At 65.4% G+C, this 23,547-nt stretch carries 18 protein-coding genes and 2 tRNA genes; 5 read left to right on the top strand and 15 right to left on the bottom strand.

What is annotated here, in order from left to right; translation table 11 throughout:
- Nucleotides 1-229: 229 nt before the first annotated feature.
- The 4 genes from gltB to C8J40_RS13275 all read right to left on the bottom strand — a co-directional run bounded on the left by gltB (nt 230) and on the right by C8J40_RS13275 (nt 8,178).
- A complete protein-coding gene (gene gltB, locus C8J40_RS13290) occupies nt 230-4,732 on the bottom strand; it encodes a glutamate synthase large subunit (RefSeq protein ID WP_207901232.1) in 4,503 nt (1,500 codons plus the stop codon).
- A 20-nt stretch (nt 4,733-4,752) separates the two neighbouring features.
- Nucleotides 4,753-6,195 (bottom strand): NAD(P)-dependent oxidoreductase, encoded by a 1,443-nt coding sequence (locus C8J40_RS13285; RefSeq protein WP_056054255.1) that lies wholly within the window; start codon nt 6,193-6,195, stop codon nt 4,753-4,755.
- 151 nt (nt 6,196-6,346) lie between these two features.
- Nucleotides 6,347-7,156, bottom strand: a complete 810-nt coding sequence (locus C8J40_RS13280; RefSeq protein ID WP_132897410.1) for an undecaprenyl-diphosphate phosphatase — start codon at nt 7,154-7,156, stop codon at nt 6,347-6,349.
- Nucleotides 7,157-7,224: 68 nt separating this feature from the next.
- A complete protein-coding gene (locus C8J40_RS13275) occupies nt 7,225-8,178 on the bottom strand; it encodes a complex I NDUFA9 subunit family protein (RefSeq protein WP_132897409.1) in 954 nt (317 codons plus the stop codon).
- 112 nt (nt 8,179-8,290) lie between these two features.
- Between C8J40_RS13275 and C8J40_RS13270 the strand changes: the two genes are divergently transcribed.
- Nucleotides 8,291-8,377: transfer RNA gene (locus tag C8J40_RS13270), tRNA-Leu, on the top strand.
- Between the two features lie 346 nt (nt 8,378-8,723).
- On the opposite strand, the gene C8J40_RS13265 is transcribed toward C8J40_RS13270, so the two are convergent.
- A complete protein-coding gene (locus C8J40_RS13265; protein ID WP_132897557.1) occupies nt 8,724-9,482 on the bottom strand; it encodes a DUF1134 domain-containing protein in 759 nt (252 codons plus the stop codon).
- A gap of 238 nt (nt 9,483-9,720) precedes the next feature.
- On the opposite strand from C8J40_RS13265, the gene C8J40_RS13260 reads away from it, so the two are divergent.
- A tRNA-Ser gene (locus tag C8J40_RS13260) sits at nt 9,721-9,813 on the top strand.
- Between the two features lie 190 nt (nt 9,814-10,003).
- Here the strand turns inward: C8J40_RS13260 and C8J40_RS13255 are convergent.
- The 5 genes from C8J40_RS13255 to C8J40_RS13235 form a co-directional block, all read right to left on the bottom strand.
- Nucleotides 10,004-11,071, bottom strand: a complete 1,068-nt coding sequence (locus C8J40_RS13255; protein WP_132897408.1) for a 5-(carboxyamino)imidazole ribonucleotide synthase — start codon at nt 11,069-11,071, stop codon at nt 10,004-10,006.
- Nucleotides 11,072-11,096: 25 nt separating this feature from the next.
- Nucleotides 11,097-11,573 carry a 5-(carboxyamino)imidazole ribonucleotide mutase gene (gene purE / locus C8J40_RS13250; RefSeq protein WP_132897407.1) on the bottom strand — a complete coding sequence of 159 codons (477 nt, stop codon included), beginning with the start codon at nt 11,571-11,573 and terminating at the stop codon, nt 11,097-11,099.
- Between the two features lie 218 nt (nt 11,574-11,791).
- On the bottom strand, nt 11,792-12,478 hold the full coding sequence (gene gpmA / locus C8J40_RS13245; RefSeq protein ID WP_132897406.1) for a 2,3-diphosphoglycerate-dependent phosphoglycerate mutase: 687 nt from the start codon (nt 12,476-12,478) through the stop codon (nt 11,792-11,794).
- A gap of 148 nt (nt 12,479-12,626) precedes the next feature.
- Entirely contained in the window at nt 12,627-13,763 is a 1,137-nt protein-coding gene (locus C8J40_RS13240) for a M14-type cytosolic carboxypeptidase (RefSeq protein ID WP_132897405.1), read from the bottom strand.
- Nucleotides 13,760-14,374 (bottom strand): DUF4136 domain-containing protein, encoded by a 615-nt coding sequence (locus C8J40_RS13235; RefSeq protein ID WP_132897404.1) that lies wholly within the window; start codon nt 14,372-14,374, stop codon nt 13,760-13,762. Before C8J40_RS13235 ends, C8J40_RS13240 begins: the two co-directional genes overlap by 4 nt.
- 157 nt (nt 14,375-14,531) lie before the next feature.
- Here C8J40_RS13235 and ykgO point away from each other — a divergent pair, with 157 nt between their 5' ends.
- Complete coding sequence (gene ykgO, locus C8J40_RS13230) at nt 14,532-14,657, top strand: type B 50S ribosomal protein L36 (RefSeq protein WP_003046794.1); 126 nt, start codon at nt 14,532-14,534, stop codon at nt 14,655-14,657.
- A gap of 4 nt (nt 14,658-14,661) precedes the next feature.
- On the top strand, nt 14,662-15,276 hold the full coding sequence (locus tag C8J40_RS13225; RefSeq protein ID WP_132897556.1) for an HAD-IA family hydrolase: 615 nt from the start codon (nt 14,662-14,664) through the stop codon (nt 15,274-15,276).
- A 108-nt stretch (nt 15,277-15,384) separates the two neighbouring features.
- On the opposite strand, the gene C8J40_RS13220 is transcribed toward C8J40_RS13225, so the two are convergent.
- Complete coding sequence (locus tag C8J40_RS13220; protein ID WP_132897403.1) at nt 15,385-15,984, bottom strand: L,D-transpeptidase family protein; 600 nt, start codon at nt 15,982-15,984, stop codon at nt 15,385-15,387.
- 205 nt (nt 15,985-16,189) lie between these two features.
- Here C8J40_RS13220 and C8J40_RS13215 point away from each other — a divergent pair, with 205 nt between their 5' ends.
- Complete coding sequence (locus C8J40_RS13215) at nt 16,190-16,891, top strand: murein L,D-transpeptidase catalytic domain family protein (RefSeq protein ID WP_132735072.1); 702 nt, start codon at nt 16,190-16,192, stop codon at nt 16,889-16,891.
- A 262-nt stretch (nt 16,892-17,153) separates the two neighbouring features.
- Here the strand turns inward: C8J40_RS13215 and C8J40_RS13210 are convergent, their stop codons facing one another.
- The 4 genes from C8J40_RS13210 to C8J40_RS13195 form a co-directional block, all read right to left on the bottom strand.
- Entirely contained in the window at nt 17,154-18,314 is a 1,161-nt protein-coding gene (locus C8J40_RS13210; protein WP_243693377.1) for a glycosyltransferase family A protein, read from the bottom strand.
- Nucleotides 18,311-20,821 (bottom strand): DegT/DnrJ/EryC1/StrS family aminotransferase, encoded by a 2,511-nt coding sequence (locus C8J40_RS13205; protein ID WP_132897402.1) that lies wholly within the window; start codon nt 20,819-20,821, stop codon nt 18,311-18,313. Before C8J40_RS13205 ends, C8J40_RS13210 begins: the two co-directional genes overlap by 4 nt.
- Nucleotides 20,822-20,958: 137 nt before the next feature.
- Nucleotides 20,959-22,872, bottom strand: coding sequence for a CocE/NonD family hydrolase (locus C8J40_RS13200; RefSeq protein WP_347812468.1), 1,914 nt, complete (start codon nt 22,870-22,872; stop codon nt 20,959-20,961).
- A gap of 361 nt (nt 22,873-23,233) precedes the next feature.
- A complete protein-coding gene (locus C8J40_RS13195) occupies nt 23,234-23,533 on the bottom strand; it encodes a hypothetical protein (protein WP_132897401.1) in 300 nt (99 codons plus the stop codon).
- Between the last annotated feature and the right edge of the window lie 14 nt (nt 23,534-23,547).

Below are 23,547 nucleotides of genomic sequence, written 5' to 3'. Positions count from 1 at the left end.
GGGGGGCGGCTGTGTCACTAGCGCGGGTTGGCGTCGCGTAAGAAGATTTGGTTCACGCGGAGGCGCGGAGACGCGGAGGTGTTGCGTTCGCAACGAGCGAAGCTCCTTCACCACCGATCGCAATAAGAGAAATGCAGAGGGAATTTAGCTCCGCGTCTCCGCGTGTCCGCGTGAAACCCTCTAACTTGCACCACCCCGGCGTGCGCCAGGGTGGTGTCAGGGCTTGGGGTTATTCCGCCGCGACCAGTTCTGCGCTGTCATCCAGCGGGTGCGACAGGCGGGTCAGCATTTCCTTCGGCACGATCTGCCAGAAATGGCCGGCAACACGATCCCAATCTTCCAGCAACCCCTTGGACCATTTGCTGTCGGTATGATCCGCATGATCGCGGACCAGGTCGAGCAACACGTCGGCCCAGTGGAGCGACTTCACGCGGTCCCAGGTGATGTTCTCGGGGTTGGCGCGCTTCGCGAAGACGCCGTCGGGATCGTAGACGAACGCCATCCCCCCGGTCATGCCCGCACCGAAGTTCGCGCCGACCGCGCCGAGCACCACGGCGATGCCGTTGGTCATGTACTCGCACCCGTTCGCGCCGCAGCCTTCGACGACGACGATCGCGCCCGAGTTGCGGACCGCGAAGCGTTCGCCCGCCTGCCCCGCCGCGAACAGCCGGCCCGAGGTCGCACCATAGAGCACGGTGTTGCCGATGATCGTGTTGTCCTGCGACGCCAGCGGCGAACTCACCGCCGGCCGCACGATGATCGTGCCGCCCGAAAGCCCCTTGCCGACGTAATCGTTCGAATCGCCGAACACTTCGAGCGTGATGCCCTTGCACAGGAACGCGCCGAGCGACTGCCCCGCCGACCCACGCAAACGGATCGTCACGTGGTTGTCCGCCAGCGTCGACATCCCGAACTTCCGCGTGATCTCGCTCGACAACCGCGTCCCCACCGCGCGGTGCGTGTTGCGCACCGAGTAGGTCAGCTGCATCTTCTCGCCGCGCGAGAACACCGCCGACGCATCCTTGATGATCTGCGCGTCGAGGCTGTCGGGGACTTCGTTGCGGAAGGTCGACAGGCTGAACCGGCGCTGTGAATCATCGGCATCGACCTTGGCCAGGATAGGATTCAGATCGAGATCGTCGAGATGCTCCGCGCCGCGGCTGACCTGCCGCAGCAATTCGGTGCGGCCGATCACGTCGTCGAGGCTCTTCACGCCGAGCCGCGCGAGAATGTCACGGACTTCCTCGGCGATGAAGGTCATCAGGTTGATCACCTTCTCGGGCGTGCCGACGAACTTCTGGCGGAGTGCGTCGTTCTGCGTGCAGATGCCGACCGGACACGTGTTCGAATGGCATTGCCGCACCATGATGCAGCCCATCGCGACCAGCGACAGCGTGCCGATCCCGAACTCCTCCGCGCCGAGGATCGCGGCGATGACGATGTCGCGGCCGGTCTTCAGCCCGCCATCGGTGCGCAGCCGCACGCGACCGCGCAGGCCGTTGAGCGTCAGCACCTGGTTGACCTCCGACAGGCCCATCTCCCACGGCGTGCCGGCGTACTTGATCGAGGTCTGCGGCGAGGCACCGGTGCCGCCGACATGGCCGGCGATCAGGATCACGTCGGCATGCGCCTTCGCGACACCCGCCGCGACCGTACCGATGCCCGCCGACGAGACCAGCTTCACGCACACGCGCGCACGCGGGTTGATCTGCTTTAGGTCGTAGATGAGCTGCGCGAGATCCTCGATCGAGTAGATATCGTGATGCGGCGGCGGCGAGATCAGCGTCACGCCCGGCGTCGCATGCCGCAGCTTGGCGATGAACTCGGTGACCTTGAAGCCGGGCAGCTGGCCGCCTTCGCCGGGCTTGGCGCCCTGTGCGACCTTGACCTCGATCTCCTCGCACGCGTTGAGATATTCCGCCGTCACGCCGAACCGGCCGCTCGCGACCTGCTTGATCGACGAGTTGGCGTTGTCGCCGTTCGCGTACGGCACGAAGCGCGACTTGTCCTCGCCGCCCTCGCCCGAAACGGCCTTCGCGCCGATCCGGTTCATCGCGATCGCCAGCGTCTCGTGCGCCTCGGGCGACAGCGCGCCGAGCGACATGCCCGGCGTCACGAAGCGCTTGCGGATCTCGGTGATCGCCTCGACTTGGTCGACCGGAACGCCCTCCGCGGGGAAGTTGAACTGGAGCAGATCGCGCAGATACACCGGCGGCAGATCAGACACGCCGCGCGAGAATTGCAGGTAGCTCGTATAGCTGTCGGTCGCGACCGCGGTCTGGAGCAGATGCATCAGCTGCGCGGAATAGGCGTGTGTCTCGCCGGTATGGCGCTGGCGATAGAAACCGCCGATCGGCAGCGTCGCCACCGCCGGATCGAACGCCGCTTCGTGACGGTCGGTCGCGTTGACGTGGAGCGAGGCGTAACCCTCGCCGCTGATCTTGGCGGGCATGCCCGGGAACAGGTCGTTCACGAGGCTGCGCGACAGGCCGACCGCCTCGAAATTATAGCCGCCACGGTACGACGAGATGACCGCGATGCCCATCTTCGACATGATCTTGAGCAGCCCCTCCTCGACCGCGACGCGGTGGCGGCGGAGGCATTCGGCGAGGTCGAGATCGCCGAACAACCCTCGCGACTGGCGATCGACGATCGCGGCTTCGGCGAGATACGCGTTCACGGTGGTCGCACCGACGCCGATCAGCACCGCGTAGTAATGCGTGTCGAGGCATTCGGCCGAACGGACGTTGATCGACGCGTAGGAGCGCAGGCCACGGCGAACGAGGTGCGTGTGGACCGCGGCGACCGCGAGCACGCCGGCGATGCCGACGCGGTCTTCGCTGATCGCCTCGTCGGTGAGGAAGATCTCGCTCTTGCCCTGGCGGACGGCTTGCTCCGCCTCGTTGCGGATCCGCTGGATGGCCGCGCGGAGCTTCTCCGGACCGCCACCGACGTCGAACGTACAGTCGATCTCGGCAACCGCATTACCGAAATGCGCCTTCAACCGCGACCAATGCTCGCCCGTCAGTACCGGCGAATCTAGCACGAGGACGCGCTCGCGCTGGTCGCGCACGTCGAGGATGTTGGCGAGATTGCCGAACCGCGTCTTGAGCGACATCACGTGGCGCTCGCGCAGCGGATCGATCGGCGGGTTGGTGACCTGCGAGAAATTCTGGCGGAAGAACTGGCTGATGAGGCGCGGCTTGTCCGAGATCACCGCGAGCGGCGTGTCGTCGCCCATCGAGCCGATCGCTTCCTTCGCGGATTCGACCATCGGCGACAGGATCAGCTCCATATCCTCCATCGTCTGGCCCGCCGCGACCTGGCGGCGCGCGAGCTCGGCGCGGTCGTAGCGGACGACGGCGTCCTCGACCGACGGGAGGTCGGCAAGCGTGTGGAATTCGCCGATCATCGCGGCGTAGTCCGCCTCGCCCGAGATGCGATCCTTCACCGCGCGATCCTGGAGCAGACGCCCTTCGTCGAGGTCGACCGCGATCATCTCGCCTGGTCCGAGCCGGCCCTTGGCGACGATCGTCGATTCGGGAACGACGACCATGCCGCTTTCCGACCCGACGATCAGCAGGCCGTCGGAGGTCAGCGTATAGCGTAGCGGACGCAGCGCGTTGCGATCCATACCGGCGACCGCCCAGCGGCCATCGGTCATCGCCAGCGCGGCGGGGCCGTCCCACGGCTCCATCACCGACGCAAGATACTGGTACATCGCGGTATGCTCGGGCGGCATGTCCGGGCTGGCGGCTTCGGGCACAAGCATCAGCTTGGCGGTCGGCGCATCGCGGCCCGAGCGGCAGATCGCCTCGAACACGGCGTCCAATGCGGCGGTGTCGGACGCACCGGCGGGGATCACCGGCTTGATGTCCTCCGAATTGTCGCCGAACGCGAGGCTCGCCATGCGGATCTCGTGGGAGAGCATCCAGTTCTTGTTGCCGCGAATCGTGTTGATCTCGCCGTTGTGCGCGAGGCAGCGGAACGGTTGCGCCAGCCACCATTGCGGGAAGGTGTTGGTCGAATAGCGCTGGTGGAAGATCGCGACGCGCGATTCGAAGCGCTGGTCGCACAGGTCCGGGTAGAAGACCGACAGCGATTCGGCGAGGAACAGCCCCTTGTAGATGATCGAGCGGCATGACAGCGAGCAGATGTAGAAGCCCTGGATCTGCGCCGCGATCACGCGCTTCTCGATCCGGCGGCGGACGAGGTACAGCGTCTTCTCGAACTCGGCGGCGTCCTGTTCCTCGGGCAGCGGCCCGGCGATCATGATCTGCTCGATCTCGGGACGCGTCGCCTGTGCCTTCTGACCGATCACCGACACGTCGACCGGCACCTGCCGCCAACCATAGATGGTGTAGCCCGCCTCGATGATCGCGCTCTCGACGATCGTCCGGCAATCCTCCTGCGCGCCGAGATCGGTACGCGGGAGGAAGATCATGCCGACCGCGAGACGGTTCGGCCGGACCTTGTGGCCCGACGCGGCGACCGCGTCGTCGAAGAAGCGCAGCGGCAGGTCGATATGCAGACCTGCGCCGTCGCCGGTCTTGCCGTCCGCATCGACCGCGCCGCGGTGCCAAACGGCCTTGAGCGCATCGACCGCGGACTGCACGACGCGGCGCGAGGCGCGGCCATCGGTGGCGGCGACGAGACCCACGCCGCAGGCATCGCCCTCGAATTCAGGGCGGTACATGCCTTCAGCGGCAAGACGAGCGCGTTGATCGATCATCGGAAAACCCTGTTCGTTGCTCATGCCGCCACCTTCGCGTTCGCAGCCTTGGTCTTCAGCCATTTGTGCATCGTCGCTGCCACGTCGCGGCCGTCGCGGATCGCCCAGACGACGAGGCTGGCACCGCGGACGATATCGCCCGCTGCGAACACGCCGTCGAGCGAGGTCATCAGCGTCTTGCCGTCGACCAGCACGGTGCCCCAGCGGCTCACGCCGAGTTCTGGGGTCGCGAACAGCGTAGGCAGGTCCTCAGCGTCGAAGCCGAGCGCCTTGATGACGAGATCGGCGTTCACCGAATAATCACCGGCGGGATCGGGTTCGGGCGCGCGACGGCCGCTCGCGTCGGGTGCGCCGAGACGCATCTTCCGGACCTTGACGCTCGACACCGTATCGCCGCCATCGAAGCTCTGCGGGCCCGAGAGCCAGACGAACTCGACGCCCTCTTCTTCGGCATTGGCGACTTCGCGTTGCGAGCCCGGCATGTTGGCGCGGTCGCGGCGGTAGAGGCATTTCACCGACTTGGCGCCCTGGCGGATCGCGGTGCGGACACAGTCCATCGCGGTGTCGCCGCCGCCGATCACGACGACGTCCTTGCCCTCGGCATTGAGGCTGCCGTCGTCGAACGCCGGGACCGCATCGCCGAAGCCCTTGCGGTTCGACGCGACGAGGAAGTCGAGCGCTGGGACCACGCCGTTCGATCCGCCGCCGGGCAGGTCCATCGCGCGCGCCTTGTAGACGCCGGTCGCGATCAGGATCGCGTCATGGCGCTGGCGGAGATCGTCGAGGCTCGCATCGTCGCCGACCGCGAAGCCCTCGTGGAAGACGATGCCCGCCGCCTTCAGCCGCTCGACGCGACGCATGACGATCGGCTTTTCCAGCTTGAAGCCTGGGATGCCGTAGGTGAGCAATCCGCCGGCGCGATCGTAGCGGTCGTAGACGTGCACGTCGTAGCCATGACCGCGCAGATATTCGGCGGCGGTGAGGCCAGCGGGCCCCGCGCCGATCACGCCGACCGACTGGCCGCGCGACTTGCCGGGGACCAACGGCTCGACCCAGCCATTTTCCCACGCGGTATCGGTGATGAACTTCTCGACCGAGCCGATCGTGACCGCGCCGTGCCCGGTGAATTCGATGACGCAATTGCCTTCGCACAGCCGATCCTGCGGGCATATGCGTCCGCAGATCTCGGGCATCGTCGAGGTCGCGTTGCTCAGCTCATACGCCTCGCGCAGGCGTCCTTCCGCGGTCAACCGGAGCCAGTCGGGAATATGGTTGTGCAGCGGGCAGTGGACCGAACAATAGGGCACGCCGCACTGCGAACAGCGCCCAGCCTGCTCCTCGGCGGGCTCGACCGCGTATCGCTGCGCGATCTCGCGGAAATCGTCGGCCCGCTCGTCCGCGGTGCGCTTGTCGGGATAGGATTGCTCCCGGCCGACAAATTTGAGCATCGAATCGTTCGCCATGATAGCCTCCGACAGCCGCGTTATTGCGCGATCGAAAGCTTGTCACGACTAAAACGGCATATATGTAAGCCATACTGCCCTATAAAAGGAGATAATCGCCGCATTTTTTTGAGAGTAGTTCTCAACAGGCATTATTAATACCGGAACGGTCCTATTTGCTCAGCAGCCAGATCAGCGCGGCAGATCCGGCAACGACGCGGTACAGGGCAAACGGCACGAACCCGTGCTTGGTGACGATCCCGACGAACCACTTCACGACCAGCAGCGCGACGACGAACGACACCGCGGCGCCGATCGCGATCGCGCCAAGCCCGACCCCGCCGCCGCTCGCGATCGCATCGCGGTTCTTCAACAATTCGAGCGCGCTCGCCCCCAGCATCGTCGGGATCGCGAGAAAGAAGCTGAACTCCGCCGCGGTCCGCCGCTCGACACCCAGCGCCAGCGCACCGAGGATCGTCGCACCCGACCGGCTGACACCGGGGACCATCGCCAGGCACTGCAGGAAGCCGATGCCGATCACCGTCTTCAGCGGAATGTCCGCGACGCCGCTGATGTCGCTGCGCGGCGCGAACCGCTCGACCGCGAGGATCGCGAAGCCGCCGACGACCAGCGCGATCGCGACGACTTCGGCATTCCCCAGCAACGCCTCGATGTACTTATGCAGCGCGAGCCCGATCACCGCCGCCGGAATGAACGCGACCACCAGGTTGCGCAGGAACAGCCAGGATTTTGGCTCGCGCCGAACCAGCCCCATGCCCACCGCCCAGAACGTCCGCCAATAAAGCACGACGATCGCGAGAATCGCGCCAAGCTGGATGACGACGTTGAACACCTCCCAGCGCCCCGCATCATAGCCGAGCAACCGGGTGGCCAGGATCAGATGCCCGGTCGACGAGACGGGCAGGAATTCGGTGATCCCCTCGACGATGCCGAGCAGGATGACGGTAAGAAGGTCGGTCAAGCAGGCGCTCCGGCGTCGCAGGTGTCAGAAAAGGCGCGGGTGTCAGAAAAAGCGTAGCACGGATGGGCTCAGTCCGCGTGGACCTGCGCACGCGTTTCGGCGCGTCGACCGAACCGTCCAGCCTTGCGAAAGCGCACCAGCCAGCCCGGCGCGACCGTCGACAGCGGCGTCGCCTCGATCCCGAACGCGGCGAGGCCATCGGTGCCGGTGACGATATTGTCGCTCTGCAGCATCGTCCACTGGTCCTTGGTGATCGGCGCGCCCGGCAGGAAGCCGCCCTTGGCGATCAGCGCGCCGGCGAAGTCCGGCAACTCGACGATCGAGGGATTGCGGCCGATCGTCTTGGCGATCCAGCGGATCAGATTGCCCATCGTGATGATGTCGGGGCCGCCGAGCTCGAAGGTCTTGCCGCCAAACGTGTCGGGATCGGACGCCGCTGCAACTACCGCGTCCGCGACGTTGCCGACGAACACCGGCTGGAACTTGGCGCCCGCGCGCAGCACCGGCACCACCGGCGCCTTGGCGATCATGCCGGCAAAGCGGTTCACGAACTGGTCTTCCTGGCCGAACACGATCGACGGCCGCAGGATCGTCGCGGTCGGGAACGCGTGCAGCACGGCGGCCTCGCCCTGCCCCTTCGACTTGCCATACGCCGACGCGGACTCGGGATCCGCGCCGATCGCCGAGACGTGGATAAGCGCGCCGACGCCCGCCTTCGCAGCCGCCTCCGCCACAGTCTGGGCGCCGAGCGCCTGGACGCGCTGGAAGTCACCCGCCAGCACGCCGACCAGGTTCACCACGACATCCGAGCCATGCACCGCATGCGCGATCGTCTCGGGCTTGGTCACGTCGGCGCCGACGAACTGAGTCTGGCCGAGCCCGCCGAGCGGCTTCAGGAAAAACGCCTGCCGGGGATCGCGCTGCGCGATACGGACGCGCGCGCCCGTCGCCAGCAGCGCCTGTGCGACATAGCGGCCGACGAAACCGCCGCCCCCGATCAGCGTCACCAGTTTGTCGTTCATCGCGCGTCCGTCCACTTTGTTTTGCCTGCCAATCACGAATAACCCCTTGCCCCAGCAACAGGCGTGTTGACAAGCATCGCGGGCCTCCCCTAGAGGCGCCCTCCTACCCCGTGCCCGGATGGCGGAATTGGTAGACGCACCAGCTTCAGGTGCTGGCGATCGCAAGGTCGTGGAGGTTCGAGTCCTCTTCCGGGCACCATTTTCCAAATGCGTTTGGAAAATCCAGATGTCGCGCTTAGCGTACCGTTTTTGATTGGCCTAAGTCTGCGACCAGATGGAATCCGAGCGGTTCACGTGACACTGACTGAACTCTTGGCGCTATCAGGTCGACGCGGCCGCATGAGATCGCCGCGCACCAGCCCTGATCTGTCCGATCTGCACCTCGCGAACTACTGATACGGCGCGCCGGGACCTGTTCAATACGGATATGCCTATTCGGTAACTCCCGAAAAAGGCGCCACCGTTAATCTGCAGATGCTCGATTCCGCCGGCGTCAACCACACTCTTTACGTTGCGGGTTTACGTTGCCGGCGATACCGACCACATCAGAACGGCAGCCATCGGCTCTTGTGCGTAAGATTCATATACCCGACGTTCACGCCTGCGCGCCAGCCAACGCCTAGCCGGATCGGAATCAAGACGACGTTGCCGCGGCGAAGGTAGGTCGCAGCGAATCCCCCCACGAGATAGAGGCGCCCTTCGACCGCGGGAAACCGCTTGTAGAGCTCTTCCGTGTCATAAAGATTGTAGACGAGCACGAAGACTTTGTTGGCGTCGCCACCGACATCGAAGCCCACCGAAGGCCCGGTCCAATAGACCGGCTGCTGGCCCTCGACCTTGTGGCTCATGATACCCGAGCCGTACCGCACGCCGAGAATGAACGCTCCAGAGGCCTCGCGCCCGGCGATATAAGCGTTGGGCTGACCTTGGTCCTTCAGTATCTTTTCAAGCAGCCCACCAAGTCCGGCCGCCCCTTTGCCGAACACGCCTTCACCGGCCGCCAGCAGATCATCGCGCTCGTAGGTGTCGGCGGCCTGCATCGTCGCTTCGGCGCGCGTTTCCGGGGCCTGCTGGCTAGCAGGCGGGGGAGGCGTAGGAGTAGGACCTGCCTGAACAGGGGGCTCCACATAGGTCGGGCGCGACGGCTGCGTCGCCGCCTGGCCGCGTGATGGCGTGGAATATGCCTGCGCGGAAAGGTCGCCATCGATCGCCTGGTTTGGATCGATCGTGCGGACCTGCGCCGACACGGTGCCCCCACAGAGGGCCGCCGCTAAGGCGCCAAGGCCAAGCCAGAAGCTACGCATGTCGATCGATCCCCACACTATCAAGGCACCCTGCCAACGGTAGGTTAACCGACGCGTGCCTTGCCGTGCAATGAACGAGCGCCAAGTACGTGTCGAAATCGGGCGAAGTCGGGCCAATTCGGGATGAGCGACGCGTTTGTCGGCCACACCCACCAAACCAGCGGAATTCGCGCAAACCGCCATTACAGCCGTTGCTCAGTACGCCGACCCTCGCTATAGCCCCGCATCTGCTGCAGCCGGAGACGTGGGTGAGTGGCTGAAACCAGCGGTTTGCTAAACCGCCGTACCGGGTTTACTGGTACCGAGGGTTCGAATCCCTCCGTCTCCGCCATTTCTGTATCAAAATTCGCTTTTTCTCGATGGGTCGCAAGGCGAACCGGAGTGCCTATCCCTGCAATTTTCGCGTCGATAGAGTACGGATTGAGGGATAAATTCGGCGGCGCGTCCCCCTCCTTACGCGGACTTAGGTCGGCTACCGGAAACGAGCCGTGGAACAGCCGATTATCGGACGGCATCCGCCGTTAGCGAGTGATCCGCGTGACGTGACCCATTTTCCGACCTGGCCGCGCGGTGCCCTTGCCATATAGATGCAGGTGGGCGCCGGACTCCGCGAGAAGGTTTTCCCAGCGATCGGCGTCGTTCCCAATCAGATTTTCCATCGTCGCTTCACGCCCGGTCAGTGTCGTCGCACCCAGCGGCAAGCCACAGATCGCGCGGATGTGGTTTTCGAATTGCGAGCACTCAGCGCCTTCGATCGTCCAGTGGCCGGAATTGTGTACGCGGGGCGCCATCTCGTTGAACACCGGGCAGTCCGCACCGACGAAGAACTCGCACGCCAATATGCCGACATAGTCAAGTTCGGCTGCGATCCGCTGTGCCAGCGCTGCAGCTTCGTCGGCTTGGGCCAGCACGGCGGCGGGCGCGGGGACGGACGAGTGGCGGAGTATCGCGTCGCGGTGGACGTTGAGTGGCGAATCGTAGCGCGCGATGCTGCCGTCGAGGCCGCGGGCGATCAGGATCGAGAACTCGTGTTCGAACGGCACGAAAGCTTCCAGCACTGCCAGCCCGCCGATCGCGTCCCACGCGGCTTGCGCCGCGGCGGGCGTGTCGATCTTGACCTGACCCTTGCCGTCATAGCCGAATCGCGCGGTCTTGAGGATGGCGGGGGTACCGATCGCCTTCAGGCCTGCCTGCAGGCTTTCGAGGCTGTCGACCGCAGCCCAAGGTGCCGGGCGGCCGCCGACGCTCTCCACGAAGCGTTTTTCGCCGATCCGCTCCTGAGCGACGCGGAGCGCGCGGGGGCTCGGGTGAACGGGGACGCGGTCTGCGAGCCATTCCACGGGCTCGACTGCGATATTCTCGAACTCGTAGGTGATGACGTCGCAGGCGTCGGCGAAATCAGCCAGCACGATGCGATTGTGATAACCGGCGCGCGTCATGGTCGAGGCGGACTGTGCGGCGACGCTCTCCTGGTCGGGCGCGAGGACGTGCGTGTGATAGCCGAGTTGCGCCGCGGCGGTGGCGAGCATGCGGCCGAGCTGGCCTCCGCCGAGGATGCCGATGGTCGATCCGGGGGGAAGCGGCGTCATGTCAGCGTCTTTCAGGCTATCGTGCTCAGATGGGGTCGGTCGCGACGGCGTCGGTCTGTGCGGCGCGCCAGACTTTGAGGCGCTCGGCCAGCGCATCGTCGGACGTCGCGAGGATCGCGGCGGCGAGCAGGCCTGCGTTGATGGCGCCGGGCTTGCCGATCGCGAGCGTGCCGACCGGGATGCCGCCGGGCATCTGGACGATCGAGAGCAGGCTATCCATGCCCTTCAGCGCCTTCGATTCGACGGGGACGCCGAGCACCGGGAGGTGCGTCATCGAGGCGGCCATGCCGGGAAGGTGCGCCGCGCCGCCTGCGCCGGCGATCACCACCTTAAGGCCGCGATCGGCGGCGGTGGTCGCGTAGTCGTAGAGGCGTTGGGGCGTCCGGTGCGCGGAGACGACCTTGGTCTCGTAGGCGACGTCGAGCGCGTCGAGCGTCTCGGCGGCGTGGCGCATCGTCTCCCAATCGGAGGTGCTGCCCATGATGATGCCGACTAGAGCCATTTCCGTCCCCGGATCAAAGGAGCGCCGTGCCTAGCGATGGGCGGGGGTTAGGGCAATGTTTTGGTGGGTGGATGGTATGTGCCACGCAAAACTGCACCACCCCGGCGGAGGCCGGGGCCCAATTGGGAAACGGAGCTAACCGGTGGCAGCGCTCCGTTACTGCCACCTTTCCAATTGGGCCCCGGCCTTCGCCGGGGTGGTGCTACTTAAGGGCGGCGTCAGCGCTCGCTGAGGTAGTAGCGGTCCGTCGCGTTCAGGTCGGCGTCGAGTTCGTAGACGATCGGCTGACCGGTCGGGATCTCGAGGCTGGTGATCTCGTCGTCGGGGATGTTCGACAGGTGCTTCACCAGCGCGCGGAGCGAATTGCCGTGCGCGGAGATCAGGATGCGCTGGCCGTCCTTGAGCGCGGGGGCGATCCGCTCGTCCCAATAGGGGAGGACGCGGGCGATGGTGTCCTTGAGGCTTTCCGTCTTGGGGATGGCGATGCCGGCGTAGCGGCGGTCCCTGGACAGGTCGAACTTGCTGTCGTCCTCCAAGACCGGGGGCGGGACGTCGAAGCTGCGGCGCCAGATGTGGACCTGCGCGTCGCCGTGCTTGGCCGCGGTCTCCGCCTTGTCGAGGCCGGTGAGTCCGCCGTAGTGCCGCTCGTTCAGGCGCCAGTCCTTCTCGACCGGGAGCCAGAGCCGGCCCATCGCCTCCAGCGCGATGTTGAGCGTCTTGATCGCGCGGGTCTGAAGGCTGACGAAGGTCTGGTCGAAGTCGAGGCCCTTGGCGGCCATCAGCTCGCCTGCGGCCTTGGCCTCGGCCTCACCCTTGGCGGTCATGTCGACGTCCCACCAGCCGGTGAAGCGGTTCTCGAGGTTCCAGGTGGACTGGCCGTGGCGGATCAAGACTAGGGTCGGCATTCGGGCTCCTGGGATGGCGCGGGTTGGTATCAACAACTATCCGTCATCCTGACGAAAGTCAGGACCCAGGGTAACGGGACGTCGCCCATCTTGGCTCTGGGTCCTGACTTTCGTCAGGATGACGGCAGATACGGTATGCCGTGGGCGATCAGATTTCGTCGATCATGCCGGCGAGCGTCTCGAGCATCGCATGCGCGAGCTGTTTCGAGCGCTCGGGCGACCAGCCGAATTCGGGATCGGCGTTGGCGTCGTGATCCTTGAACGGCATCTCCAGCGTCATCGACACCGCGCCGAAGCGCTCGGCGAGCTGGTTGGTCGACATCGACAGGTTCGCCGAGCCCGGTGCGGACTTGGGATAGCCCTTCTCGGTCTGGAAATCGGGCGTGTGCGCCGCGAGCCGCCGGCCGTATTCGTAGAACTTGTCGCCGTGCGCGTCGGTCCAAGAGGGGATGCCTTCGAAACCGGCGATGAAGTTCGCGGGGATCGCCTCGTCGCCGTGGATGTCCATCGCGACGTCGACACCGGTCAGGTCCATCGCGTTGCGGACGCACAGGACCTCGGGGCTCTTCTCAGGCGTCGGCGTGTGCCATTCGCGGTTGAGGTTCACGCCCACGGCATTGGTGCGCAGATGGCCCCGGCGCGTGCCGTCCGGGTTCATGTTGGGGACGACGTTGAAGGTCGCTTTCGCCAGCAGGTCCGCGGTGATCGGATCGGCCGAATCGGTCAGCCGCTCCAGCGCGCCTTCCATCCACCATTCGGTCATCGATTCGCCGGGGTGCTGGCGACCGTAGATCCAGACCTGCTTCGGCCCCGACCCGATCGTGAAGCAATCGATCCCCTGCCCGTCGAGCGACTGACCGAGTTCGCGGTGCGCGACGCCCGGCAGCAGCGCGGTGCGCGCCACCAACGCCTCGTGCATTTCCATCGTGTACGGCGCGAAATACGCGAACCAGGCGAGATCGGTATCGGCGGTGAAGTCGAATTCGAGCACGCCATTCTCATAGCGCGTCTCGATCATCCGCCACGCCTGGCGATCGGTGCTGGCGCGCGTCTTGTAATCCGGCCAACCGAACGGATAGGCCGACTTGCCCGCATTCAGGATGCGGTAGGTCAGGGTGCGGCCAGCCGCCCCCGCCACGCGGAAATAGAACCACTGGAAGAAATCGGACTGGAAATCGGTGACGATCTCGAGGTCGATTCGGTCTCCCTCGATGGCGACAACACGAATGTTGCCGCCATCGAAGGCTGCATTGATGGTGACGGGGCTCATGGTCTGTAGGGTCATTTCACCTGAATAGTGCGACCGGACTCGCCGGGGAACCCCATGAACAAGGCGCGAGCGAGCTTCCCGGCCTGGATATCGGTCGTCGCGTCGGCCTTGCGGGCATCGGCGAAGGTCTGCGCGCGGCCTTCCCAGACCGGCGACTGGTCGGCGCTGCGCTTGATCGTCACCGACAGCTCGGAGACGAGGATTGCGGTACGACCGCCGCCACCGATCGGGAAGCCGACCCCGCCGCCGAGCCCGACACCGCCGCCGCCACGACCGCCGCTGAAGCCCCCGCCGCCGAGACCGATGCTGAACGGCGCAGGCTTGGGCGGCCCGGCCTGCGTGGTACGGGTGAAGCCCACGGTCGCTACCAGCAGCGGCTTCGCGCCCGGTGCGGGGACGCTATAGCCGGCCTTCAGCAGTTCGCCCTGTACGGCAGCCGCGTAGGTCTTGAACTCGAGGCTGGCGGGGCCGCCGCCGGTGAGCGGCTGGACCGCGATCGTCCCGCGGTCGATCGGCTCGCCGAGATGATAGCGCAGCACCTCGGTCGGGGGCAGCGACGGTCCAGTCGCGCACGCGGTGAGGGATGCGCCTGCCAGCGCCAGGACCAGGATCGAACGTACCGCCATCGGGACTTCCTTAGAATGTTGCGCTATAGTAACGCTCCGACCAGCCGAGTGGGTTCCCGGATGGTAGGAGCGTGTCCGTTGCTTGACTTGGACACACCCCGCCATTAGGCGATCCCGTCTTTCCGCACACCTAGATTTGAAAAGAAGCGAATCGATCATGAAGATCCGCAATTCCCTGAAGTCGCTCAAGGATCGTCACCGCGATAACCGCGTGATCCGTCGTCGTGGCCGTACCTACGTCATCAACAAGACCAACCGTCGCTTCAAGGCACGCCAGGGCTAAACCCCTGGTTACCGCCGTCATTTTTGACGTCGGTCGTGTTCTTTACGACTGGGATCCGCGGATCCTGTACGAGCGCCTGATCGATGACGATCGGGCGCTCGACGCGTTCCTGCGCGATGTCGTGACGGTCGACTGGCATTTCCAGCACGACGCTGGCCGCGACTTCGCCGACACTTCGGCGGAGCTGGCTGCGTTGTATCCGCAGCATGCCGCGCTGATTGCCGCCTGGGGGCCGCGATTCAACGAGAGCATCGGTGCGCGAATCGCTGGCATGCAGGAGATCGTCGAGGAGCTGGACGCGGCCGGCGTACCGCTGTTCGCGATCACGAACTTCAGCCACGAGTTCTGGCCACCCTTCCGCACGCGTGAAGCCCATCTGTTCGACAGGTTCCGTGATGTGGTCGTGTCGGGCGAAGAGAAGATGGTGAAGCCGGATGCGGCGATCTATCAGCTGGCGCTGGAGCGATTCGGGTTGGCGGCGGAGGACGCGGTGTTTGTCGACGACAATGCGGCGAATGTCGCGGCGGCGCGAGCGCTCGGGATCGAATCGGTGCTGTTTACGAACGCAGCGGATTTCCGTGCGCGATTGGTCGAGCTGGGGCTCCCGATCGCAGCGTAGCCCTATCGCCTACCCGAAGCTTGTTTCCCCGCGAAGGCGGGGACCCAGCCTGGGCTCCCGCTTTCGCGGGAGAACAAGGAGGGGATTACTGCCCTCGCCTCTTTGCAATCACCGATCGAGCGAAATCGACTGGCGCAAATTGGCGATCGCGGTCTCCTGATCCGCGACCGGCGGCTCCGGGGCCACGCCACCCTCGAAATCATCCGTTACCGTCACGGTCGTCCCCAGCGTCGTCACCCCGAACAATTGCTTCGCAAAGCCAAGCGGTACGCGGATGCACCCGTGCGATGCGGGGAAGCCCGGATTCCGGCCCGCGTGGATTGCAATCCCGTCCCAGGTCAGGCGCTGCATGAACGGCATCGATGCGTCATCGTACAGGCTCGACTTATGAACCGCGTTCTTCTGCAGGATCGGATACGTGCCGAGCGGGGTATCCTTGCCATCCTTGCCGCTGGAGATCGTAGTCGCCGCAATCATCGTCGCGCCTCGATAGACGAACGCACGCTGCTCCAGCAGACTGATGACGATGCTGACCGGCTCGCTAGAGCCGTTGTCCTTCCAGACGAATTGGTTCGGCGAGAGCTCGGTCGCGGCCTGCTCAATCGGCATCGCCGCGATCGCGGCGGCCGATGCGGCCCACACGGGTTGACCCGCGAACAGCGCGAACATCAACCCCATTGCCGTAGCAGACTGCACGATCCTGCTCATCTCTTCGTAGCTCTCCGAGTCTCGATATTGCGTCCAACGCACGATTCTTCAGAACGTGCCGTCGCGCCGCTGAGTCGACGAAGCGACCCCAAGCCGGGGTAGTTCGAGGGAACGGACCCACAACCAGTGGAAATGGTTGCAGAATATTCACCGAAAATCTGCTATACGTTCGGTCACGGGAACTGGGGCAATTACGGGAAAATCGATGCACGACGAAGGTCTTGTGCGCGAACGACGCGCGCTTCTGAAGAACGGTTTGGTTTTGGCGGGGGCACTTGCGGTACCGGGGGCGGTATCCGCTACGCCACATCTTTCGCGGGCGCTGACCGCGCGCGATCTGAAGCCTATGACGCAGCCACCGCTGCCGCGGACCACGGTCGCGGTCACCTCACCGCGGGTGGTCCGGCCCGATCTGCTGCGCCAGGCGATGGCATCGCTGAGCCGTCACGGTAGCCGCATCCAGCATCACGACCGGATCGCGATCGCCGATTTCGCGGCACCGTCGGGCAAACCGCGGTTCCACTTCATCGATCTCGCCAGCGGACGCAGCACCTCGTTGCTGGTCGCGCACGGCAGCGGCTCGGATCCGGCGCATACCGGATATCTGGAGCGCTTCTCGAACCGCTTCGGCTCGAACGCCTCGTCCGAGGGCGCGTTCGTCACCGACGATTATTATGTCGGCAAGCATGGCCGCTCGCAGCGTCTGATCGGCCTCGATCCGACCAACGACAACGCGCTTGATCGCGCCATCGTCGTGCATTCGGCGTGGTACGCGAACAAGGACATGATCGAGAGCCACGGCATGCTCGGTCGCAGCCAAGGCTGCTTTGCGGTCGGCGAGCGCGATCTCGACCAAGTGTTCGCACGGCTCGGTGCCGGCCGGATGATCTACGCGGCGAAGGTCTGAGCCGTTATCCCAGCGAAAGCTGGGATATGCCCGTTTGCAGGCGTCATCCACCTCGCGAGATACCCCAGTTTCCGCTGGAGTGACGGAATTGTGAGGCGACATCGCGCACCCCAGACCCGACATCCAAGCGAAAGCGGAGATATCCCCGTTTTGCGGGCGTCACCCACCTCGTGAAATACCCCAGCTTTCGCTGGGGCGACGGTGATGGGTGAGGTGGGGATTTCTCCGGCAGATATGTTCGCCGCTACCTTATCGCGCGGCCCTACCCCGCTACCCTGCCCCGCCACCTCCCGGCGGTCTGTGCCATCCGGCTCTGCTCCATTCGCCGACGCGCGCGACGTACGCCGCCGATAAATCCCGACCACAGCAGCGCCTCGAGCCCGGCATAGCCAAGCCCGAGATGATCGGGTCGTACCGCCAGCACGTCGCCCAGCCGCACCGTCCCCGCGCGCAACCCCGCGCGGCCAATGTCGCCCCAGCGTCGCGCCGTCTCCCAGCGGATCAGGCGGATATCGTGGGCCGAGCAGGCGTGCGTCGCGAGAAAATCCGCCTGGATCACGCTCAGCGCGCTCCCCAACGTCGCCAGCGCGGCGCGGTCAGGAGCGGGGCGCTTGGCCATGCTGTGTTGGACGATCAGACCTGCGACCCGCGCGGCGCGTTCGTCGAACAACCGCGCATAGCGTTCGGTCAGCACGCGCACGGACGCCGCCTCCATGATGTCGACGAACCGCTTCGACACGCCGCCGGGATGGACGCGGTACAGCATCAGAGCCTCGTCCAGCCGCGCGATCGCGCCGAAGTGCTGGATCCGCTGATACAGGTCGAAATCCTCGGCATAGAGGAGTTCCGGTCGGGTCACAGGATCGAGCCGCCGGGCCACCTCGGTCCGCATCATCGTCGATGACCAGACCAGCGGGTTCTCGATACAGGTCAGCCACGCGACCAGCGCGGGCGTGGTGGTCGGCGCATAGCTGGACGGACCGACCACGCCTTCGGTCAACAACTCGGCGGCAGTGCCCAGCAATACCGTGTCCGGATGCGAGTCGAGATACGCCACCTGACGCGCGAAGCGATCGGGGCGGCAGATATCGTCATGGTCGAGCGCGGCGATGTAGCGCCCACGTGCCTCCGCAAACCCACGATTGCGCGCCTTCACCGGGCCGCCGTTCTTCGCCATCACGACCAGTCGCACGCGCGGATCGGGCCAGGCTCGTATCACCTCGCGCGTGTCGTCGGTCGAGCAGTCGTCGACCACGATCACTTCGAAATCCCCGAACGTTTGCGCCGTGAGACTGGCGAGCGTCTCCTCGATCAACCCTGCACCGTTGTACGCCGCCATGACGACGCTGATCACCGGTACGCTCGCACGCGCATCGACGGTCGGATCCTGCCGAATGTCGCTCTGCATTCCAGTCGAACTCACGCTGCTGCCATTACCTTCGATGTCATCACCTGATCGACGATCATGAGGCCCACATCGTTCTGCCATAACCACAAGCCATTCGCCTGCCCCGAAAAACTACGTTCCCCACCGAGCGGCCCCCACGGCACGAACCCGGCAGCGAGCCCAAGCCCGTACAGTCCCGAAATCGGCGCTTCGTCGGCATCGACGATCCGGCAATGGCGATCGACCATTGGTTTGCCGTCATGCGCCGCCAACGATATCGGCAGGCCGTCGCGGTCGACGATCGGCAGTGCGATCGGTCGATAACCGAGCGCCGCGATCACCAGATCCGCCTGTTCGACGACTGCGCGCGCGTCTTCGTCGCCGTCGCCGGCTATGCGGTGCAACGTCACGCGGGGATCGGGCGCACGACCGTCGATGCGGAGCATCCTCAGCACCAGGTCGCGCGCCTCGAGGCGAAATCCTGCAAGACGGTAGACGAACCCCGAGACCGGGCAGACGTCGTCGGGGTCGAAATCGGTGAACCCTTCGGCGTGCGCCGCTTCGACCGAATGATAGAAGGGGCGCAGCGGACGGCGGTGCAGCAGCGTGATGGCCCCCGCCCCCAGCGGCAGCGCCGGCTGACTCTTAAGCAGTAGCGCGATCGTCGTCAGCGCGCTGGTCGACCCGCCGATCACCGCGATCTTCGGGTTGCGCTTGCCGGTCAGGATATCGGCGACCTTCTCGAACCCGCCAACGGTCAGAACGTCGTCCGACTGGAGCAGCCGTCCGCTCGCAAGATCGACCAGGCTGCCGCCCGCAACGCGCTGCGTTGCGAGCCGGTCGAGCGGCTGGTGACCGCCGGTCGCGATGACGACGTTGCGCGCGAGTTGATCGAAGACATGCCCGTCGGACAGCCGGCGGATCTGTACGCTCCATAAGCCGTCGCCGACCCGTTTCGCGCCCAGTGCCTCGTGCCCGGTCAGCACGGTGCCGCCATTCTCGCGGACGATATCCGTCAAGCGGTCCCCGGTCGCGCGCAGCAGCGGCCCGACCTCGGTCAGCGGTACGCCGAGCGCACCCTCATGCGCCGCGACCGCACGCCCGGCGGGGTGATCGACTAGCCGCGCGAGTTCGGGATGCACATTGTCGCGCACCGCGGTCAGGAAGGTCTGCGCGGTCGAATCGGAGGTGATCGCGTAGCGCCCAAGCCTGCCACCACCGATCGCATTGCTGCGCTCGATCACCATCAGCCCCGACGCGGCCAGATCGGGTAGCAGGCCGCGCTTCGTCGCCGAGGTCAGCATCGCCGTCCCCGCAGGGCCACCGCCGACGACGATGACCGACGCGATCGCACCGCCGAGGCCGCGTACCGACGCCCGTCGGTCGAGCGGCTGGACGATCGCCGCGCACGCCGATGCCAGCGCGGTTGCCGCCCGCCGCGCATCATCGACCGACATCGTGTCGGTGATCGGCAACGACAGCATCCGCCCCGCGATCCTGTCCGCAACCGGCGTCGGCTCGATCATCGCGGTCGCCTGGAACCACGGCTGTTCGCCGAGATGCGGGCTAAAATACCGACCGCAGCCAACGTCGTCCGCCTCGATGCTCTCGACGATCGCGTCGCGGTGGTGCGCGATATGCTCGGGGAGCAGCACCGGCATGAACTGCATCGCGCGGCGGCGGCCTGACACCGCCTGGAACTGGAAATCGGGCAGCGTCGCGCGGTAGGTATCGTCCAGTTCCGCACGATGCCCGGCAATCGCATCGATCTCGGCGAGCTTGGCCTGCGCGATGATCGCGGTGATCTCGGGCAGCTTGGCGTTGATCCCGGGCAGCGTCGCATTGCGGCTGCCCTCGAAGCCGAAATTGCCCATCGACCGCAATGTCGCGATCAGGTCGACGTCGCCGCTGTGGATCAGCCCCCCCTCGCCGACCGCGAACGTCTTGGTCGCGTGCATCGAATGGACCACCGCGAACGGCGCGCGCGCGCCAAAGCCAACTCCCGCATCGTCGAGCGTCCCCAGCGACGAGGCCGCATCGACCACCACACCGACGCCGTAGCGCCGCTGGAAATGCACGTAGCGGTCGAGGTCGATCGCGTTGCCGAAGGTCGCATAGGGCACGACCACGCCGATCCGCTCACCGTGTCGCTGGAGCAGCCGCTCCTCTTCCAGCGCGCAGGCACCCCAATCGTCAGGATCGATATCGCAGACCAGCGGCGTCAGCCCGGCCCACGCCGCCGCCTGCGCGGTCGCGGCGAAGGTGAGCGCGGGCATCAGTGCCAGCGTGCCCTGTTTCGGGTTCAGACCGCCCGTCCGCATCCCCGACGCGTGGCGGATTGCGAGCATCAGCCCGAGCGTGGCGTTGCCGACCGCGAGGCATGCACCGTGGCCGCCGAACAGCTTTTCGGTCACCCCGGCCTCGAACGCGCGAACCTCCGGACCGTTGTTGCTGAACACCCCCGATGCCTCGACCCGACGCAGCGCATCAAGGTGCTCGCTCAGCCGCGGCGGGTTCGGCGCGATCAGGGGGAGGCGTTTCATCGGCGATCCGGTCTATTGTGCGACAGGTCTATGACCCACCGCCTCCTAAGAACCAGTTACGCGAGCAAACGCCAATATATGCAAGTTAGTCATTTCCTTACATCACCCCGGATCGCGTCCGGGGTGATGCAGGACTTTCAGCGTACCAGTGGCAAGCTGATATAGCTTTCGTCGGGACCTGCGACGGTGATCTTCTGCGTTGCCTTCACGTAATCCTTGGGTTGCGCGAAGAAGATGTTCGGGACGAAGGTCTGCGGGTTACGATCGTAGAGTGGGAACCAGCTCGACTGCACCTGCACCATGATCTTGTGCCCCGGCAGGAACACATGGTTGGTGGTCGGCAACGCGAACTTGTACTTGAGCGGTACGTTCGCCACGATCGGCTTGGCGACGGCCAGATCCTCGCGATACCGTCCGCGGAAGATGTCCATCGCGACCGACAATTGATACCCCGCCATCGCCTTTTCGCCGGGATAGACGTCCGGATACACGTCGATCAGCTTCACCACCCAGTCGCTGTCGGTGCCGCTGGTCGCCGCGGTCAGGTTCACTTCCGGAACACCGGCGATCGTCGTCGATGTAGTCAGCGCGTCGGTGGTGAAGGTCAGCACGTCGGGACGGCCGGAGACGGCGCGCTGGTCGTCGACCAGCCACTGTTTCCAGGTCGATCCGCTCGCATAGGTCGGCAGCGTCGGGCGCACGCGGTAGCTGACCGGCGTGGCCGGATCGGAGATATAGTCCGCGGTCGTTGCCGCGCCGCCAGCCGCCTGGAAGCCGAGCGCGCCGCCCGGCTTGAGGTAGAGCGGCGTGCCCGCCGTGGAAGCGGTCGGCCAGCTCTGGAGCTTCTGCCACTCGTTGCCGCCCGACTGGAACATCGTCACGGGCGCGACGTCCATCGCCGGCTGGTCGCTCTTCAGATAGTGAGCAAGGAATGGCGCGAGGACGTGCCAGCGCCACCATTTGGCGGTGTCGGCGTCCCATTTGATCGCACCCAGCGCGCTGCCGTCGCGCACCTCCTGGCCGTGATACCAAGGCCCCATCGACAGATAGACCATGTCGTTGGCGGTGTCCTTGGGCTCCAGCGCGCGATAGACCGCGGGTGCACCGTAGATGTCCTCCTGATCCCACAGGCCGCCGACGATCAGCGTCGGCACCTTCAGCGGCTGGCCCGCGAGCACGGTGTCCATCGCCTGCGTCGACCAGAACGAGTCATAGGCGGGATGCTGCGTGATCTTGCGCCAGAAGCCGAGCTGTTCGAGCCCCTGCGCCTTACCGATCGCACCCGCCGAGCCGCCCTTGAGGTAATAGTCGTAGTCGTCGGCGGTGTCGGTGATCCACGGCGTGCCGGCGTCCTTGGTCGCCTCCTGGCCGAGCACGTACGGCATCATGCCCTCGCGGAAGGCGCCGTTGTGGAACCAGTCGTCGCCGCGCCAGCCGTCGACCATCGGGTTCATCGGCACCGAGACCTTCAGCGCCGGATGCGGGTTGATCAGCGCCATCAGCGGCAGGAAGCCGTCATAGCTTATCCCGCTGATACCGACGCGCCCGTTCGATTCGGGGACGTGCTTCACCAGCCAGTCGATCGTGTCGTAGGTGTCGGTCGAATCGTCGGTCTTGGTCGGGTTCTGCGGCGTGCCGGCGCGCGCCGGGTTCATCATGTAGATGCCCTGTGATCCGTGCATCCCGCGGACGTCCTGGATCACGCGGATATAGCCCGCCGCGGCGATCACGTCGGCCGCGCCGTCGCCGTTCTGCAGAATTCCCGCATAGGTGCCGCTGTCGACCTTGGTTTGGCCGTCGGCATCATAGGGTGTGCGCGTCATCAGGATGCCCGCGTCCTTCGCGCCCTTGGGCACGATGATGACGGTGTGCAGCTTCACCCCGTCGCGCGTCGGGATCTCGACGACTTTGCGAACGTAATCGTAGCCGACGTCGCGCGGTGCCATCTTGGCGGGGCGCTCGTCGTAATTCTGTGCGGTCGCGGGGGTGGTTGTAGCGACGGCAAGCGTAGCAAGCGCGCAGGCTGTGAGCAGACGGGTCATTGATTTCATGTTCTTCTTCCTTCCCTCCCGGACCGAAAAAGAAAAGGCTCGCCTTTCCGTGCGGAAATACGAGCCCCTCCCATGGTAGCTAGCGAATCGATCGCGTGATCACCCTCCGCCAAATATCGTTACTCCAGCGAACGCTGGGGTCTTCCGCTTGGCGGGTGCCAGTGGCCGCTCGGTGAGATCCTAGCTTTCGCTGGGAGGACGATGTCGCGGTGGATAACGATACTCGCCCAAGACCGTCACCCCAGCGGACGCTGGGGTCTCCCGCTTGGCGGGTGCCGGTGGCCGCTCGGTGAGATCCTAGCTTTCGCTGGGATGACGGGGCCTCGGGAGGGTCTGGTGCCACGCTCTTTCGACTACTCCGTTACGCGGTCCGCGTGCCGGTCAGCGGGAAGCTGCCGAACGCGCCGGCTGCGACGCTGCCCTTGAGGACGCCATCCTCAACGGTCGCCTTGCAGTCGAGCGTCATTGGCATCGGCACGGTCATGCTCTGCTTCCAGGTAATCGTGTCGCCATCGACCTCGCCGGTGACATCCATGCCGCCCATCGCGCCCGACACCGCACCGGTGAAGGTGCTGCCGGCGCTGTTGACGGTCAGCGTCATCTTCTGGTCGCCCAACGGCGATTTGACCACGCAATCCCAGCTGCCATCGACGTTTGCCATTATTCTCTCTCCTG

Source organism: Sphingomonas sp. PP-CC-3A-396 (assembly GCF_004343105.1).
Lineage (GTDB): Bacteria > Pseudomonadota > Alphaproteobacteria > Sphingomonadales > Sphingomonadaceae > Sphingomonas.
This window is presented reverse-complemented; position numbering and strand designations above follow the sequence as displayed.

Bases quoted from the DNA above. Each gene is read 5' to 3' on its own strand.
- C8J40_RS13205 (WP_132897402.1), bottom strand. From the start codon at position 20,821: ATGAAACGCCTCCCCCTGATCGCGCCGAACCCGCCGCGGCTGAGCGAG.
- C8J40_RS13265 (WP_132897557.1), bottom strand. From the start codon at position 9,482: ATGCGTAGCTTCTGGCTTGGCCTTGGCGCCTTAGCGGCGGCCCTCTGT.
- C8J40_RS13215 (WP_132735072.1), top strand. From the start codon at position 16,190: ATGCACGACGAAGGTCTTGTGCGCGAACGACGCGCGCTTCTGAAGAAC.
- gltB (WP_207901232.1), bottom strand. From the start codon at position 4,732: ATGATCGATCAACGCGCTCGTCTTGCCGCTGAAGGCATGTACCGCCCT.
- C8J40_RS13255 (WP_132897408.1), bottom strand. From the start codon at position 11,071: ATGACGCCGCTTCCCCCCGGATCGACCATCGGCATCCTCGGCGGAGGC.
- C8J40_RS13195 (WP_132897401.1), bottom strand. From the start codon at position 23,533: ATGGCAAACGTCGATGGCAGCTGGGATTGCGTGGTCAAATCGCCGTTG.
- ykgO (WP_003046794.1), top strand. From the start codon at position 14,532: ATGAAGATCCGCAATTCCCTGAAGTCGCTCAAGGATCGTCACCGCGAT.
- C8J40_RS13240 (WP_132897405.1), bottom strand. From the start codon at position 13,763: ATGACCCTACAGACCATGAGCCCCGTCACCATCAATGCAGCCTTCGAT.
- C8J40_RS13200 (WP_347812468.1), bottom strand. From the start codon at position 22,872: ATGAAATCAATGACCCGTCTGCTCACAGCCTGCGCGCTTGCTACGCTT.
- C8J40_RS13235 (WP_132897404.1), bottom strand. From the start codon at position 14,374: ATGGCGGTACGTTCGATCCTGGTCCTGGCGCTGGCAGGCGCATCCCTC.
- C8J40_RS13220 (WP_132897403.1), bottom strand. From the start codon at position 15,984: ATGAGCAGGATCGTGCAGTCTGCTACGGCAATGGGGTTGATGTTCGCG.
- gpmA (WP_132897406.1), bottom strand. From the start codon at position 12,478: ATGCCGACCCTAGTCTTGATCCGCCACGGCCAGTCCACCTGGAACCTC.
- C8J40_RS13275 (WP_132897409.1), bottom strand. From the start codon at position 8,178: ATGAACGACAAACTGGTGACGCTGATCGGGGGCGGCGGTTTCGTCGGC.
- C8J40_RS13285 (WP_056054255.1), bottom strand. From the start codon at position 6,195: ATGGCGAACGATTCGATGCTCAAATTTGTCGGCCGGGAGCAATCCTAT.
- purE (WP_132897407.1), bottom strand. From the start codon at position 11,573: ATGGCTCTAGTCGGCATCATCATGGGCAGCACCTCCGATTGGGAGACG.